This is a genomic window from Amycolatopsis sp. NPDC114478 (assembly GCF_055633805.1).
On record NZ_JBVKDO010000003.1, the window covers coordinates 466,738 to 481,057 of the forward strand.

18 protein-coding genes are annotated in these 14,320 nt (G+C 70.4%); 12 read left to right on the forward strand and 6 right to left on the reverse strand.

Annotated elements, in window-relative coordinates; translation table 11 throughout:
* Position 1: 1 nt before the first annotated feature.
* Both ACZ7OH_RS11155 and ACZ7OH_RS11160 read right to left on the reverse strand, forming a co-directional pair.
* Positions 2-1,177: a L,D-transpeptidase gene (locus ACZ7OH_RS11155; protein WP_470280659.1), complete on the reverse strand. Its 1,176-nt coding sequence runs from the start codon at positions 1,175-1,177 to the stop codon at positions 2-4.
* Positions 1,178-1,336: 159 nt separating this feature from the next.
* Positions 1,337-2,392: a UDP-N-acetylmuramate dehydrogenase gene (locus ACZ7OH_RS11160; RefSeq protein WP_470280660.1), complete on the reverse strand. Its 1,056-nt coding sequence runs from the start codon at positions 2,390-2,392 to the stop codon at positions 1,337-1,339.
* 24 nt (positions 2,393-2,416) lie between these two features.
* On the opposite strand from ACZ7OH_RS11160, the gene ACZ7OH_RS11165 reads away from it, so the two are divergent.
* The 5 genes from ACZ7OH_RS11165 (at position 2,417) to purU (ending at position 5,697) form a co-directional block, all read left to right on the forward strand.
* The gene (locus ACZ7OH_RS11165) at positions 2,417-2,923 is read left to right on the forward strand and encodes a DUF2505 domain-containing protein (RefSeq protein WP_470280661.1); all 507 of its coding nucleotides are present in this window, start codon (positions 2,417-2,419) and stop codon (positions 2,921-2,923) included.
* Positions 2,902-3,696 carry a class I SAM-dependent methyltransferase gene (locus tag ACZ7OH_RS11170; RefSeq protein WP_470280662.1) on the forward strand — a complete coding sequence of 265 codons (795 nt, stop codon included), beginning with the start codon at positions 2,902-2,904 and terminating at the stop codon, positions 3,694-3,696. Before ACZ7OH_RS11165 ends, ACZ7OH_RS11170 begins: the two co-directional genes overlap by 22 nt.
* A gap of 63 nt (positions 3,697-3,759) precedes the next feature.
* Positions 3,760-4,461 (forward strand): DedA family protein, encoded by a 702-nt coding sequence (locus ACZ7OH_RS11175; RefSeq protein ID WP_470280663.1) that lies wholly within the window; start codon positions 3,760-3,762, stop codon positions 4,459-4,461.
* Positions 4,358-4,807: a maleylpyruvate isomerase N-terminal domain-containing protein gene (locus tag ACZ7OH_RS11180; RefSeq protein ID WP_470280664.1), complete on the forward strand. Its 450-nt coding sequence runs from the start codon at positions 4,358-4,360 to the stop codon at positions 4,805-4,807. Before ACZ7OH_RS11175 ends, ACZ7OH_RS11180 begins: the two co-directional genes overlap by 104 nt.
* Before the next feature lie 23 nt (positions 4,808-4,830).
* The gene (gene purU / locus ACZ7OH_RS11185) at positions 4,831-5,697 is read left to right on the forward strand and encodes a formyltetrahydrofolate deformylase (protein WP_470280665.1); all 867 of its coding nucleotides are present in this window, start codon (positions 4,831-4,833) and stop codon (positions 5,695-5,697) included.
* Between the two features lie 22 nt (positions 5,698-5,719).
* On the opposite strand, the gene ACZ7OH_RS11190 is transcribed toward purU, so the two are convergent.
* Complete coding sequence (locus tag ACZ7OH_RS11190) at positions 5,720-6,769, reverse strand: NAD(P)-dependent alcohol dehydrogenase (protein WP_470280666.1); 1,050 nt, start codon at positions 6,767-6,769, stop codon at positions 5,720-5,722.
* 90 nt (positions 6,770-6,859) lie between these two features.
* Here ACZ7OH_RS11190 and ACZ7OH_RS11195 point away from each other — a divergent pair, with 90 nt between their 5' ends.
* From ACZ7OH_RS11195 to ACZ7OH_RS11205, 3 genes are all read left to right on the forward strand, one after another.
* Positions 6,860-7,474, forward strand: coding sequence for a TetR/AcrR family transcriptional regulator (locus ACZ7OH_RS11195; protein ID WP_470280667.1), 615 nt, complete (start codon positions 6,860-6,862; stop codon positions 7,472-7,474).
* Positions 7,475-7,483: 9 nt separating this feature from the next.
* A complete protein-coding gene (locus tag ACZ7OH_RS11200; RefSeq protein WP_470280668.1) occupies positions 7,484-8,098 on the forward strand; it encodes a pyridoxamine 5'-phosphate oxidase family protein in 615 nt (204 codons plus the stop codon).
* A gap of 234 nt (positions 8,099-8,332) precedes the next feature.
* On the forward strand, positions 8,333-8,956 hold the full coding sequence (locus tag ACZ7OH_RS11205; RefSeq protein ID WP_470280669.1) for a haloacid dehalogenase type II: 624 nt from the start codon (positions 8,333-8,335) through the stop codon (positions 8,954-8,956).
* Here ACZ7OH_RS11205 and ACZ7OH_RS11210 read toward each other — a convergent pair.
* Both ACZ7OH_RS11210 and ACZ7OH_RS11215 read right to left on the reverse strand, forming a co-directional pair.
* Positions 8,953-9,969 carry an NADP-dependent oxidoreductase gene (locus ACZ7OH_RS11210; protein ID WP_470280670.1) on the reverse strand — a complete coding sequence of 339 codons (1,017 nt, stop codon included), beginning with the start codon at positions 9,967-9,969 and terminating at the stop codon, positions 8,953-8,955. The genes ACZ7OH_RS11205 and ACZ7OH_RS11210 overlap by 4 nt on opposite strands.
* A gap of 95 nt (positions 9,970-10,064) precedes the next feature.
* Positions 10,065-10,499 carry an SRPBCC family protein gene (locus tag ACZ7OH_RS11215; protein ID WP_470280671.1) on the reverse strand — a complete coding sequence of 145 codons (435 nt, stop codon included), beginning with the start codon at positions 10,497-10,499 and terminating at the stop codon, positions 10,065-10,067.
* A gap of 49 nt (positions 10,500-10,548) precedes the next feature.
* Here ACZ7OH_RS11215 and ACZ7OH_RS11220 point away from each other — a divergent pair, with 49 nt between their 5' ends.
* Both ACZ7OH_RS11220 and ACZ7OH_RS11225 read left to right on the forward strand, forming a co-directional pair.
* Complete coding sequence (locus ACZ7OH_RS11220; protein ID WP_470280672.1) at positions 10,549-11,031, forward strand: MarR family transcriptional regulator; 483 nt, start codon at positions 10,549-10,551, stop codon at positions 11,029-11,031.
* Between the two features lie 29 nt (positions 11,032-11,060).
* Positions 11,061-11,837, forward strand: coding sequence for a class I SAM-dependent methyltransferase (locus ACZ7OH_RS11225; RefSeq protein WP_470280673.1), 777 nt, complete (start codon positions 11,061-11,063; stop codon positions 11,835-11,837).
* Position 11,838: 1 nt separating this feature from the next.
* Here ACZ7OH_RS11225 and ACZ7OH_RS11230 read toward each other — a convergent pair whose 3' ends face one another.
* Positions 11,839-12,762: an ABC transporter substrate-binding protein gene (locus ACZ7OH_RS11230; protein ID WP_470280674.1), complete on the reverse strand. Its 924-nt coding sequence runs from the start codon at positions 12,760-12,762 to the stop codon at positions 11,839-11,841.
* 139 nt (positions 12,763-12,901) lie between these two features.
* Here ACZ7OH_RS11230 and ACZ7OH_RS11235 point away from each other — a divergent pair, with 139 nt between their 5' ends.
* Both ACZ7OH_RS11235 and ACZ7OH_RS11240 read left to right on the forward strand, forming a co-directional pair.
* Positions 12,902-13,591, forward strand: coding sequence for an ABC transporter permease (locus ACZ7OH_RS11235; RefSeq protein WP_470280675.1), 690 nt, complete (start codon positions 12,902-12,904; stop codon positions 13,589-13,591).
* Positions 13,588-14,301, forward strand: a complete 714-nt coding sequence (locus tag ACZ7OH_RS11240) for an ABC transporter permease (RefSeq protein ID WP_470280676.1) — start codon at positions 13,588-13,590, stop codon at positions 14,299-14,301. Before ACZ7OH_RS11235 ends, ACZ7OH_RS11240 begins: the two co-directional genes overlap by 4 nt.
* Positions 14,302-14,320 lie beyond the last annotated feature (19 nt).

Below are 14,320 nucleotides of genomic sequence, written 5' to 3' on the forward strand. Positions count from 1 at the left end.
TCTACTTCGCTCCCAGCGACTTCCAGGCCGACCAGCTGTAGTTCCAGTCCTTGACGTCCGAGGCCATCGGCGGGGCCAGCTGGGAGCCGGTGATCTCGACCGGATCGCCGATCAGCGCGGAGTCGAAGAAGTCCTTCGCGTCGGCTTCCAGCAGGTTGACGCAGCCGTGGGAGTTGTTGTTCTTCCCGATGTTGGCCGCGTTGTCCTGGTTCTCGTGGATGTACTCGCCGTGGTTGGAGATCCGGCAGGCCCACTTCTTGTTGACGTTCGTGTAGCCGTAGCGGGCGTTGTCGAAGACGGCCGTCGGCTCCTTGCTCATGATGATGTAGGTGCCGTTGGGGGTGTTGCGGTCGACCTCGGCGTCCAGGCCGTTCGCGCAAGGGTAGCTCTTGTACTGCGACCCGCCCCGGTAGACGTGCATCTGGTGCTCGGGGGTGTTGACCTTGACCACCTGGTTGCGGCCGATCTTGAACTTCGTGGTGACGTCGGCCTTGCCGTACGCGCCGCCGCCCAGCTCGACGCCGTAGAGCTTCGCCTCGACGCTCACGGTGATGTTCTGCGGCCAGTACTCCTTCGGCCGGTAGTCGACCTGGCTGTCCGACAGCCAGCCCCAGGCGCCTTCGACCTCCTTGTCCGTCTTCACGGACAGGGCCTTCTCGACGGCCGCGCGGTCCTTGACCGGCGACTGGAACTTGACGCTGATCGGCATGGCCACGCCGACCTGCTGGTTGTCGGCCGGGTTGAGCGTGGCCCGGATCTGCTTCGCGGGGCTGATCGTGCTGAACGTGCCGGTGAGCTCGACCGGCCTGCCGTCGGTGCCGGTGGCCTTGGCCGCGTAGGTGTAGGTCTTGCCGTAGCCGAGCGGCTCGGAGCTGGTCCAGGTGAGCCCGTCCGGCGCGGTGTCGCCCTTGATGGCCTTGCCGCCGTCCGCGGTGACCTTGCACTCGGTGAGCTTGCCGTCGGCGACCTTGATGGTCACCGGCTTGAGGACGGAAGCGTCCTTCGCGTTCACCGCGGGCTCGGCCGTGATCTTTGCCACAGGCTGCGCGCCACCGCCGTCGGCGCCCGCCGCGCCGGTGGGCAGCGCGGTTCCGTCGTTCGTGCTCGAACACGCCGCGGCGACCAGGGCGGCCCCCGCCGCGAGTGCGGCCTTGAAGACCGTACGCCGTTCGATCACCGAAACCTCCTGAGTTTCCCCCGCCGACCTGCGAGCACACGCCCTTAGCGCTGGTGGCCCGCCCGACGTTACCTCCCGAAAGGTAAAGACCATCCGATCAGGTGGTTACGCCTTTGTCGACAAAGACGTCCTGTACACGTCCAGGTTGCCCGTTTCGGCTCAAATGACGCAGTTGATCAAGAGCGGTTCGGGGTGCAACCGGACGCCGAACCGCGCGAAAACGCCGTCGCGGACCTCGCGGGCCAGGGCCAGCAGGTCGTCCGTCGTGGCGTCGCCGCGGTTGGTGAGGGCGAGCGTGTGCTTCGTCGACAGCGAGACGCGGTTCCCCGGCCCGGGGTAACCCTTGGCGAAGCCGGCGCGTTCGATCAGCCAGGCCGCCGACAGCTTGACGCCGCCGTCGGCCGGGTACTGCGGCGCGTCGGTCCCGACGCTCTCGGCGATCCGGGCCAGGACCGCTTCGGCCTCGGCCGACGGGACGATCGGGTTGGTGAAGAAGGAGCCCGCGCTCCACGTGTCGTGGTCGTCCGGGTCGAGCACCATGCCCTTGCCGCGACGCAGCTTCAGCACCGCTTCGCGCGCTTCGGCCGCCGGGACGCGGGAGCCGATCTCGACGCCGAGCGTGCGCGCCAGCTCGGCGTAGCGGACGGGCGCGGAGAGGCCGTCTTCGCGGATCTCGAAGCGGACCGAGAGGACGACGCCGCTGTCGGTGCCCTTCAGGACGCTGGTGCGGTAGGCGAAGCCGAGTTCGTCGGCCTTGAGCGTGCGCACTTCGCGCGTCCGGCGGTCGTACAGCTCCAGCGAGACGATGGACTCGGCGACTTCGCAGCCGTACGCGCCGACGTTCTGGATCGGCGTCGCGCCGACGCTGCCCGGGATGCCGGAGAGGCATTCGAGCCCGCCCAGGCCCGCGTCGACCAGGCCGGCGACGAACGCGTCCCAGTTCTGGCCGGCCTCGACCTCCACGACGTCACCGTCACGCCGCCAGCCGGTGTTCGCCACCTCGACGAGCGTGCCGTCGAACCCCGCGTCCGCCACCACCAGGTTGGAGCCGCCGCCGAGCAGCAGCACCGGCTCGGCCGCCGCGTCGGCCTCACGCACCGCCGCGACGAGGTCTTCGCTGGTCGCGGCACTGACGAACCGGCGGGCGGGGCCGCCGAGGCGCAGCGTCGTGTACGCGGAGAGCTTCGGGAGGGCGGGAGTACGGGCGGTGTTCACGCGTCTGACGGTACTGTCCGGCTCATGGGATCCCGGATCGAGCACCGCGCTGAGTTCGCCGCCGACGTCCCCGCGACGTACGCGGCGGTCGCCGGTGAAGCCGCCCTGCGGGCTCGGCTCGAGCAGCTCGGCGGCCACGACGCGGCGCTGCTGTCGTACGAGGAGTCCGGCACGGACCTGCAGTACGAGCTGCGACAGGGGATCAGCGCGGACAAGCTGCCGTCGGCGGTGCGGACGCTGCACAAGGGCGACCTGCTGGTGACCCGCACGCAGACCTGGCGCGTGAGCAACGACGGCACCGGCCGGCAGGGCAACGCGACCGTCGAGGTCGGCGGCGTCCCCGGCGAGATCGCCGCGCGGACCGCGCTGCTGGCCGACGGCGACAAGACGGTGCTGCGGATCAGCGGCGAGGTGACGGTCCGGATCCCGCTGTTCGGCGGGAAGCTGGAGAGCGTGATCGCCGAGCAGGTCACGAAGCTGCTGGAACGCGAAGCCGAATTCACGGCGAAGTGGCTCACCGAAGCAAACTGAGCCCGGTCGGCGCGCCGACCCGCGGCACGACCAACCCGAACCGCCTCCGCCGGGTCGACCGGTGGATCACGTACTCCCCCGCGACGACCCGGTTGCTGCGCACGGCTTCCTCGCCGCTGGTCGTCGACCTCGGGTACGGCGCTTCCCCGGTGACGACGGTCGAGCTGGCTCGCTGGCTGCGGCGCGTCCGGCCGGACGTCCGGGTCCTCGGTCTGGAGCTGGATCCCGCGCGGGTCGCGGCCGCGTTGCCCGCCGCGTCGCCGCCCTTTTTGGACTTCCGCCGCGGCGGGTTCGAGCTGGCCGGGACGCGGCCGGTGCTGGTGCGGGCGTTCAACGTGCTGCGCCAGTACGCGGAGGACGAGGTCCCGGGCGCGTGGGCGCTGGTGCTGGACTCGATGGCGCCGGGCGGCCTGCTGGTCGAGGGCACGTGCGACGAGATCGGCCGGCTGTCGACGTGGGTGCTGGTGTCTTCCGCCGGCCCGGTGTCCTTGACGCTGTCCATGCGGCTGGCGGGGCTGGAAAAGCCGTCGACGATCGCCGAGCGGCTGCCGAAGGCGCTGATCCACCGGAACGTCCCGGGTGAGCGGATCCACGCGTTCCTGGCCGCGCTCGACACCTGCTGGGCGACGGCGGCGCCGCACCAGGCGTTCGGCGTCCGGTCCCGCTGGCTGGAGACGATCCGGTTGCTGGTGGCGCGCGGCTGGCCGGTGCCGGACCCGAGGATCCGCCCCGGCGCGCTGACCGTCCCGTGGTCCGCGGTCGCTCCCGCCTGAACGTTCACCGGTCCACCCCCGCTGCGTCACCCCGAAGTGACCTGCGGTGATCACCATTGAACCGTGGAACTCCTGGGGCACGTCACCGAGCTGCTGCGCGGCGCGCTCGGCTCGCCGTGGCTGTGGGTGCTCGTCTTCGCCGTGTCCGGGCTGGACGCGCTGCTGCCGTTCATGCCCAGCGAGACGACCGTCGTCACCGTCGCCGTCCTCCTCGGGCCCGATCCCGCGAACCTGGCGCTGCTCGCCGCGGTGGCCGGCGGGGGTGCGTGGGCGGGCGACTGCCTCGGGTACGCCGTCGGCCGGGTCGCCGGGCCGCGGGCCATCGCGCGGCTGCAGCGCGGAGCCGACGGGCACCGGCGCTACGAATGGGCCCGCGACCAGGTGCGGCGCAACGGCGGCCTGCTGATCATCGCCGCGCGGTACCTGCCCGGCGGACGCGTCGCCAGCGCGCTCGCGAACGGCAGCCTAGGCTACCCGCTGCGCCGGTTCGTCCCGCTCGACCTGGCCGGTGCGGCGATCTGGGCGGTGTACAGCGTGCTGATCGGCCTGGCCGGCGGCGCCGCGTTCGCGGACGAGCCGGTGAAGGGCCTGCTGCTGTCGTTCAGCCTGGGCCTGGGCCTGGTCTTCGCCATCGAAGCGGGGAGGCGGCTACGGTCGGCCCATGCTCGAAGCGATCGACGTCCACGCCGACGCGCTGAAGCGGGCGGCGCTGAAGGCGGGTCCGGCGGCCCCGGTGCCGAACTGTCCGAAGTGGACTGTCCATGACCTGGTGACGCACATCGCTTCCGTGCACTGCGCCGCGGTCGGCTTGGTCCTGGACCGGCCGTTGGCACCGTCGCCGCCACCGGAGTGGGCAGACGTGCTCGGGTGGTGGGATGGGCAGCGCCTTGCCCTGCGCGAAGCCCTGGTGCGAGACCCCGGATCGCCGTGGACCGGCCGATTGGCCCACGCCACGGCGATCCACCGCCTCGACGCCGAATCCGCCCTCGCCCGGCCCGTGCCGGCGCGCCTGTCCCCCGAGTTCGCCCAGGGGGCCGATGACCTGGTTTGCGCCGTCGTACTGCCGGGTTCGGCCGGGTGCGGCAGCGGGGACCGGCTCCCCGCCGTCTGACCGGCGCGGGGGAGAATGCCGTCGTGACCGCTCCCGAACGCCGCTACGTCATCACCTTCGGCTGCCCCGACCGCACCGGCATCATCGCCCGGATCTCCGGGTTCCTCGCCGAGCACGGCGGCTGGATCGTCGAAGCGGCCTACCACACCGATCCGGACACCGGCTGGTTCTTCACGCGCCAGGTCGTCCGGGCCGACTCGCTGCCGTTCGACGCCGACGAGCTGCGCGCCCGGTTCGCCGAGGTGGCCGCGGACCTCTCCGCGGAGTCGAACTGGCAGGTCAGCGACACCGGTGAGCGGCGCCGCGCGGTCGTGCTGGTGTCGAAGGCCGGGCACTGCCTGTACGACCTGCTCGGCCGCGTCGCGTCCGGCGAACTGGACGTCGACATCGCGGCGGTGATCGGCAACCACGAGTCCCTCGCGGACATCACCCGCGCGCACGGCATCCCGTTCCACCACGTGCCGTTCCCGGCCGGGGGCAAGGAAGAAGCGTTCGAGCACGTGCGGAAGCTGGTCGACGAGCACGAGCCGCACGCGGTGGTGCTGGCGCGGTTCATGCAGATCCTCCCGGCCGACCTGTGCCGCGAGTGGGCCGGCCGGGCGATCAACATCCACCACAGCTTCCTGCCGTCGTTCATCGGCGCGAAGCCGTACCACCAGGCTCACACGCGCGGGGTGAAGCTGGTCGGCGCGACCTGCCACTACGTGACGGCGGACCTCGACGCGGGCCCGATCATCGAGCAGGACGTCATCCGCGTCGACCACGGCGACTCGGTCGAGGACATGGTCCGCAAGGGCCGGGACATCGAAAAAGTCACCCTCGCTCGCGGCTTGCGCTGGCACCTGGAGAACCGGGTGCTGGTGCACGGCAACCGCACCGTGGTGTTCTGACGCGGTTGCCGTACCCCGGGAGTCAGGCCCCGATCGTCTTGGCGTCGATGACGAACCGGTAGCGGACGTCGGAGTTCTCGACGCGCTCGTAGGCCTCGTTGACCTTGTCGGCCGAGATCGTCTCGATCTCCGCGCCGATGCCGTGCTCGGCGCAGAAGTCCAGCATCTCCTGCGTCTCGGCGATGCCGCCGATCATCGAGCCGGCCAGCACCTTGTTGCCGCCCAGCAGCGAGAAGGCGTTGTAGGACAGCGGTTCGCCGGGCGCGCCGACGTTCACCATCGCGCCGCCGACCCGCAGCAGGCCGAGGTAGGCGTCCACTGGCAGCTTGGCCGACACAGTGTTGAGGATGATGTCGAACTTGCCCTTGAGCACGTCGAACGTCGACTCGTCACTGGTCGCGTAGTACTCGGTCGCGCCCAGCTTGAGCCCGTCCTCCTGCTTCTTCAGGCTCTGGCTCAGCACAGTCACCTCAGCGCCCATGGCGGCGGCGATCTTGACGGCCATGTGGCCGAGCCCGCCGAGGCCGATCACGGCGACCTTCTTGCCGGGGCCCGCGCCCCAGTGGTGCAGCGGCGAGTAGGTGGTGATGCCCGCGCACAGCAGCGGCGCGGCGACGTCGAGGTCGATGCCCTCCGGGATGCGGCAGACGAAGGCGTCCTTCACGACGATCTGGTTGCTGTAGCCGCCGTAGGTGTTCTCGCCGTCGAAGCCGACGCCGTTGTACGTCTGGACGTTGCCCTTGACGCAAAACTGCTCGGTGCCGGCCAGGCAGTACTCGCACTCGCCGCAGGAGTCGACCATGCAGCCGACGCCGACGCGGTCGCCGACCTGGTACTTCGTGACGTCCGAACCGACCGCGGCGACGACGCCGGCGATCTCGTGGCCCGGGACCATCGGGAAGATCGCCTGGCCCCAGTCCTCCTTGGCCTGGTGGAGGTCGCTGTGGCAGATACCGGCGTAGGCGATGTCGATCAGCACGTCGTCCGGACGCAGGTCACGGCGCTCGATCGTGGTCGGCGCCAGGGGCGCGCCCGGCGCCGGAACGGCGATGGCGTGCGTGGTGGTGCTCATGGAACCCTCCAACTTCAAGTACCGTTGCCTCGTAAGAGGCCTCTTACATGGTCTACGTAAGAGCCCTCTTACATATTTCGAACGAGAGATGTGATCCAGGTCATGGGCGGCAAGTACCACCACGGCGACCTCCGCGGCGAGCTCGTGCGCGTATCCCTGGACCTGATCGCGGAGCAGGGCCTCGCCGGCTTCTCGGTCGCGGAGGTGGCGCGGCGCGCGAAGGTCAGCCCCGGCGCGCCCTACCGGCACTTCCCCACCCGGGAGAGCCTGCTGGCCGAGGTCGCGGCGAACGTCGCCTGCCAGCTGGCCGAGCGCGTCGCTTCGGCGGCCGGCGAGCACGAAGACCCGGTGGACGCCCTGGCCGCGGCGGCGGGCGCGTACACGCGGTACCTGATCGAGCGCCGGGCCGGGATGAACATCATCTACGCCGAGGGCCTGCACGGCCCGGAGCACGTCGGGCTGCACGAGCAGACCCGGCGGCTGACGGACGAGTTCCTCATGCGCTGCCTGCTGGTCGCCCCGGACCCGGCGACGGCGCTGGAGCTGATGGAGCAGCTGTTCACCCAGGCCCACGGCTACGGCACGTTCCAGCTCGACGGCGTCTTCGTGAAGCACGGCTACTCGGTGGACTTGGTGGTGAAGAAGTCGTCGGAGGCCGCGCGGATCGCGATCGCGGGCCGCCGGATTGTCGGTGGTGCGCGCTAGCTTGGGCGCATGGGGATCATCGACTCACACGAGGCTTTGCGGGAGCTGATCGGCGACGCGAAGCCGACCACGCGGCAGAAGGTCATCGGCCACCTCGACGAGCACGCGCGGACCTTGATCGCGCACTCGCCGTTCGTGCTGCTGGCCACCTCGGCACCGGACGGAAGCTGCGACGTCTCACCGCGCGGCGACCCGGCGGGCTCGGTGCTGGTGCTCGACGACAAGACGCTGGTGCTGGCGGACCGGCCGGGCAACAAGCTGGTCGACAGCTTCCGCAACATCGTCGACAACCCGCACGCGGGCCTGCTGTTCCTGGTGCCGGGCATGAACGAGACGCTGCGGGTCAACGGCCGCGCCCAGCTGGTGTCGGACGCGCCGTACTTCGACGCGCTGGTGGTCCAGGGGAAGCGGCCGAAGCTCGCGGTGGTCGTCGAGGTCGAAGAGCTGTACATGCACTGCGCGAAGGCGTTCCTGCGGTCGTCACTGTGGGACCCGTCGACGTGGCCGGAGCGCGCGGAGCTGCCGACGATGGGCACGATCCTGCGTGACCAGATGTCCCTGCCGATGTCGGCGGAGGAACTCGACGCGGATCTCAACGAACGGGCGCTGACCCAGCAGTACTGATCCCCCGCGCTGCCGTCGGCCGCGAGCATCAGCACCCACGGGGGCGGCGCCGATCGCGATCGCGGCCCGCACCGCCGGTGGCGCCCGCGGCTCGGGCGCGCGGGGCCGATCGACCACCTTCCGTTCGTGCGGCCGGCGCATCGACCCCCAACGGCACCCGCGGTGTCTCCCGCGCTGCGAGCCGGCGGATCCGGTGCCGGGCCGCGGCGGGGTGATCAGGCGGATACTGAACCCATGCTGTGCGTCTTCGACGTCAACGAGACCCTGCTCGACCTGGCCGCGATGGACCCCGTGATCGGCGGCCGCGAGCTGCGGCGCGAGTGGTTCGGGCTGGCCATCCACACCGTCCTGACCGTGACGGCGACCGGCGGCTACCAGGACTTCGCGGGCATCGCGGGCGCGGCCGCCGTCGAGGCCGCCGCCCGGCGCGGCCACCAGGTGGACCTCGCCAAAGTCGCCGAGGGTCTGCGGTCGCTGCCCGCGCACCCGGACGTCGAACCCGGCCTGGCGAAGCTGCGCGAAAACGGCCACACCCTCGTCGCGCTGACGAACTCGCCGCTCGCCACCGCCGAGGCGCAGCTGCAGAACGCCGGGCTGGCGCCGCTGCTCGACAGGATCTTCTCCGCCGAGCAGGTCGGCCGGCTCAAGCCCGCGCCCGAGCCGTACCACCAGGTCCTGGCCGCCTACCCCGGCGAACGGGCGGTGATGGTCGCGGCGCACGACTGGGACATCGCGGGCGCCCAGGCGGCGGGCCTCGAGACGGCGTTGCTCACCCGTCCCGGCGTCCACCCGCTGCCCGGATCACCCGCGCCCACCTACACCGCGTCGACCCTGCCGGAGCTGGCCGAACTGCTCTAGTCGGCGATGCGGACCAGCATCTTGCCGGTGTTGGCCCCGGAAAGCAGGCCGAGGAAGGCGTCCGGCGCGTTGCGGATGCCGTCGACGAACGTCTCCGAGTACTTGATCTGACCCGACTGCACCAGCGGCGCGACCTCGCTGACGAACTGCTGCTGCAGGTGCCAGTGGTCGATCACCAGCAGGCCGCGGATGGTGAGCCGCTTGGCGATGATCTGCGAGAGGTTGCGCGGCGCCGGGGTCGCCTCGGTGGCGTTGTACTGCGAGATCATGCCGCAGACGGCGATCCGGCCGTGCAGGTTGATCGCGTCGATCGCGGCTTCAAGGTGCTCGCCGCCGACGTTGTCGAAGTAGACGTCGATGCCCTCCGGCGCCGCTTCGTGCAGCTGCGCGGCGACCGGGCCGTCCTTGTAGTTGAAGGCGGCGTCGAAGCCGAGGTCCTCGACGAGGTGCCGGACCTTCTCCGCGGAACCCGCCGAGCCGATGACGCGCTTGGCGCCCTTCAGCTTCGCGAGCTGCCCGACGAGCGAGCCGACCGCGCCGGCCGCGCCCGAGACGAACACCGTGTCGCCCGGCTTGAACTCCGCCGACTCCAGCAGGCCCGCGTACGCGGTCAGGCCCGGCATGCCGAGCACACCGAGGTAGGTCGAGAGCGGGGCCGCCGACGCGTCCACCTTGACGAACCGCTTGGCGTCGAGGACGGCGTGGGTGCGCCAGCCGGCCTGGTGCAGGACGTGGTCACCCGGCTCGACACCGTCCACATGGGACTCGACGACCTCGCCGACCGCCCCGCCGGACATGACCTCGCCGACCTCGAACGGCGGCGCGTAGGACTTCACGTCCCGCATGCGGCCGCGCATGGCCGGGTCGACGCTCATGATCAGGTTGCGCACCAGGATCTGGCCCTCGCCCGCGGCGGGGATCTCGGTGTCCACGACGTCGAAGTTGTCGTGCGTCGGGACGCCGTGCGGGCGGGAAGCGAGCCGGATCTCGGTCGCCTGGGTGGGTGCGTTCACCGTCGAACTCCTCAAGTCGGTCGAAGCGGGGCAGGCGCCCCGGATTCCTCCCGGTGCAACCTGTTAAGCGGGGCGCACATTCCGTCTGTGAGCCGTCACACGATCTCGGCGAGCTTCCCGAGCACGCCGTCGTAGATCTTCTTCAGGCCACCGGGCGCGAAGGTCTTCTCGAAGAAGCCGCCGATGCCGCCGGCGCCGTCCCACGTGGTCTCGATCTTCACGACACTGCGCTCACCGGCTTCGGTGACCGTCCAGGTCGTGACCATGCTGGAGTTCGCGTCGGTCTCGACGAGGGTGCCCGGCCGAGGCTCGCTGACCGTGGCCTTGACGTCGCGCACGCGCTTGGACGTCGCCTGCAGCTTCCAGCCGGCCTTGGTCCCGGCGCCGACGCCGCCTTCGGTGACCTCGTAGTCGCGGTAGTGCTCGGTGAGCAGCTTCGGACGCGTTTCGGCGTAGTCGGCGACGAGCGCGCGCACCTTGTCCGCCGGGGCGTCGATGGTGCGCTCCGCGGTGGCCGTGACCTTTCCCATTTCACTCCTTTTCCGAGGTACCGATCGTGACCACAGTAGGCTGACCCCCATGAGTGCCACCGCGGACGCCGCCCGCCGGCGCCGCGCGACCGTGGCGCTCAAGGAGTCGCTGCGGGAGCTGCGCAACCAGCTCTCGCTGCTGAACCACCAGGTCAGCGCCCATCTGGCGCTCAAGGACGTCGACCTGGACTGCCTCGAGCTGATCGCCCGCCACGGCCCGCTGAGCCCGAGCGCGCTGGCCCGCCGGGCGGGGCTGCACCCGGCGACGATGACCGGCATCCTCGACCGCCTGCAGAAGGGCGGCTGGATCGTGCGCGAGCGCGACCCGGAGGCGCCCGACCGGCGCGCGGTGGGGGTCCGCGCGGTCCGCGGCCGCAACGGCGAGCTGTTCCGGCTGTACGCGGGGATGAACGCGGCGATGGACGAGCTGTGCGCGGACTACAGCGAAGAAGAACTGGCGTTGATCGCCGGTTTCCTCCGGCGCGCGACGTCGGCGGGCAACACGGCGACGGGTGATCTCGCTAACGGCTGACCAGCGGTTTTCTGTGCTGTACTCGGGGCATGTGGCAGTCAGGCGACGCGTACGAGGCCTACATCGGACGGTGGAGCCGCCGGATCGCGGAGACGTTCGTCCGGCAGCTGGACGTCCCGGCGAGCCGGCGCTGGCTCGACGTCGGCTGCGGCACGGGAGCGCTGACCTCGGCGATCCTGACGGCGGCCGACCCGGCGGAGGTGGCGGGCGTCGACCCATCCGAAGGTTTCTTGAAGACGGCCCGCGAGTCGGTGACGGACCCGCGGGCGTCCTTCGAGGTAGCCGACGCGCGCTCACTGCCGTTCCCCGCCGACCGCTTCGACGTGACGGTGTCGGGGCTGGTGCTGAACTTCGTCCCGGACCCGGCCGCCGCGGCGGCGGAGATCGCCCGGGTGACCGTCCCAGGTGGACTCGCGGCGGCCTACCTGTGGGACCTCGCGGAAGGGATGGAGCTGATCCGCTTCTTCTGGGACACGGCGACGGAGCTGGACCCGGGGGTCGCGGAACTGCATGAAGGCCGCCAGTTCCCGCTGTGCCGACCGGAACCCTTCGGTCGCTTGTGGACGGAGGCGGGCTTCGCGGCGGTGTCCGTGGGAGAGATCAAGATCCCGACGGTGTTCCGGGGTTTCGACGACTACTGGCAGCCGTTCCTCGGCGCCCAGGGCCCGGCCCCGGCGTACCTCGCGACCCTTCCCGAAGCACGGCGGAACCAGATCCGGGAGCTCTTGCGCAGCCGCCTGCCGACGAACCCGGACGGCTCGATCCCGCTGACGGCCCGCGCGTGGGTCGTCAGCGGAACCGCCTAGCTCAGAGACCGGCCTGCGACAGCCAGTCCTTCGCGACGTCGGCCGCCTTCTCACCGTCCGAGTCGACGCGCTTGTTCAGGTCGCGCATCACGTCCGTCGTCAGCTTCGCGCTCACCGCGTTCACCGCGTTCGCGAAGTCGGCGCCGCGCTCGTCGAGGACCTTCTTGTTCACCGCCGGCACCACGTTCTCCGTCGGCACGATGTTCAGGTCGTCCTTGAGCACCGTGTAGTTCGAGTCGCCGGTCAGCGGGCTGACGGAGTCGACCGGGATCACCGTCACCGCGCCCGACTTCAGCTGCTCGACCCGCGGCCCGGCCTCCTGGATCGTCTGGAAGGTCGCGTTGGTCAGCTTGTAGACGTCCTTGAAGCCCAGGAAGCACGGAAGCCGCTTCTCGCACTCCGGCGGCCCCGCCATGACGACCTTGTCCAGCTTCTTCAGGTCGCTGATCGACGCGATGCCCTTCGACTTCGCCAGGTCGGACTTGACGATGTAGGTGTTCTTGTCCTCGGCCGCGGCGAAGTTCAGCAGGCCGACGCCGCTCGGCTCGAACAGCTTGGCCAGCTGCTCGTGCTCCTCCTGCGCGGTCTTGCCCGCCTCCTTGCCGAAGCCGGTGGTGATCGCCGCGCCTTGGTACTCCGGGATGAACTGCAGCTCACCGGACTTCAGCGACGGGTAGATCAGCTCCCGCGACCCGAGGTTCAGCTTGCGCGTCACCGGATAGCCCTTGGCCTCCAGCGCTTGGGCGTAGATCTCGGCGAGGATCTGGCTGTCGGTGAAGTTGAAGGACGCGACGACGATCGGCGCGCCACCCTTGCTCTGCGCGGCGGGCTTGTCACCGCTGCCGCTGCCACCACCACAGGCGGCCAAGCCGAGCGTCGCCGCGACGGCCACCGCCACCACGGACGCGTTCCGGAACCAGCGCACGAATCCCCACTCCTTCGTCACTCGAACAGACGAAAGGACCCTAGCGCCGCCCACCGACAAGCGCCCACATATTGGGAGAAAAGCACTCGAATTCCCAAGCTTCGGAATGAGCCGCCGCCAATCGAGGTAGGGTCACCAGGTGCACGTGACCCCGCTGGCCGCCGACAGCGGACCCCCGATCTTCCAGTGGAAGTGGGTGGACCGCAACGCGGACGACATCGTCCAGCGCCTCGGCGAACACATCTCGCTGACCGCCGCCGCGCTCGGCGTCGGGCTGGTCGTCTCGATCGCGCTCGCGGTGCTTTCGCTGCGGTACCGCTGGTCGTACGGCGTCATCCTGAGCGCGGCCGGCGCGCTGTACGTGATCCCGAGCCTGGGCGCGTTCGCCGTGCTGGTGCCGTTCTTCGGGCTGACGTTCCTCACCGCGATGATCCCGCTCGCGACGTACACACTGCTGATCTTGGTCCGCAACATCGTTACGGGCGTCGACCAGGTGCCGAACGAGGTGCGCGAAGCCGCGGTCGGCATGGGCTACACGCGCGGCCGGCTGCTCTGGCAGATCGAGCTCCCGCTCGCGCTGCCGGTGGTGATCGCCGGGCTGCGCGTCGCCGCGGTGACGACGATCGGCCTGGTCACGGTGACGTCGATGCTCGGCCTCGGCGGCCTGGGCTACTTCATCCGCGCGGGCATCCAGACCGCGACGCCCAACCCGACCGAGATCATCGTCGGCGTGGTGCTTTCGGTGGTGCTGGCGGTGGTCGTCGACCTCCTGCTGTGGTTCAGCGAGCGCCTGCTGGCGCCGTGGACGCGGAAGGTGCGGGCGCGATGAGCTTCCTCGACCAGCTGAACGCGTGGCTCGCGGACCCGAACCGCTGGAGCTGGACGGACAAGGCCGGCATCCCGTACCGGACGGTGGAGCACCTCCGGTTTTCCCTGCTGGCGCTGGTGATCGCGGCCGTCCTGACGATCCCGGCCGCGTTGTGGCTCGCCCACTACCGCCGCGGCGCGTTCCTCGCGAGCAGCGCGGTGAACATCGGGCGGGCGATCCCCAGCTTCGGCCTGATCATCCTGTTCTGGTTCCTGGCCAGCCGCTGGGAGGTCGACACGACGTTCTGGCCGCTGCTCCTGGCACTGGTCGCCTTGGCGATGCCGCCGCTGTTCACGAACACCTACGCGGGCGTGGTGTCCCTCGAGCAGGAGACCGTCGACGCGGCCCGCGGGACCGGCTACCGCGAGGGGCAGATCATGCTCCGGCTCGAACTGCCGCTGGCGTCCCCGGTGATCCTGGCCGGCGCGCGGGTGTCTTTCCTGCAGCTGATCGCGACGGTCGCGATCGGCGCGATCGTCAACGACGGCGGCGGCCTCGGCCGCTACATCGTCGACGGCTTCGCGCTCGGCGCGTCGGGCTACGGCGAGATCTTCGCGGGCGGCGTGGCCGCGGTCGTCCTGGCGCTCGTGTGCGACGGCCTCTTCGCGCTCATCACCCGTTTGGCCACACCCCGAGGTCTGGCCCTGCAGAACGCCCGTCGCGAGTCGTAGGAATCTCACCCTGCGCAGT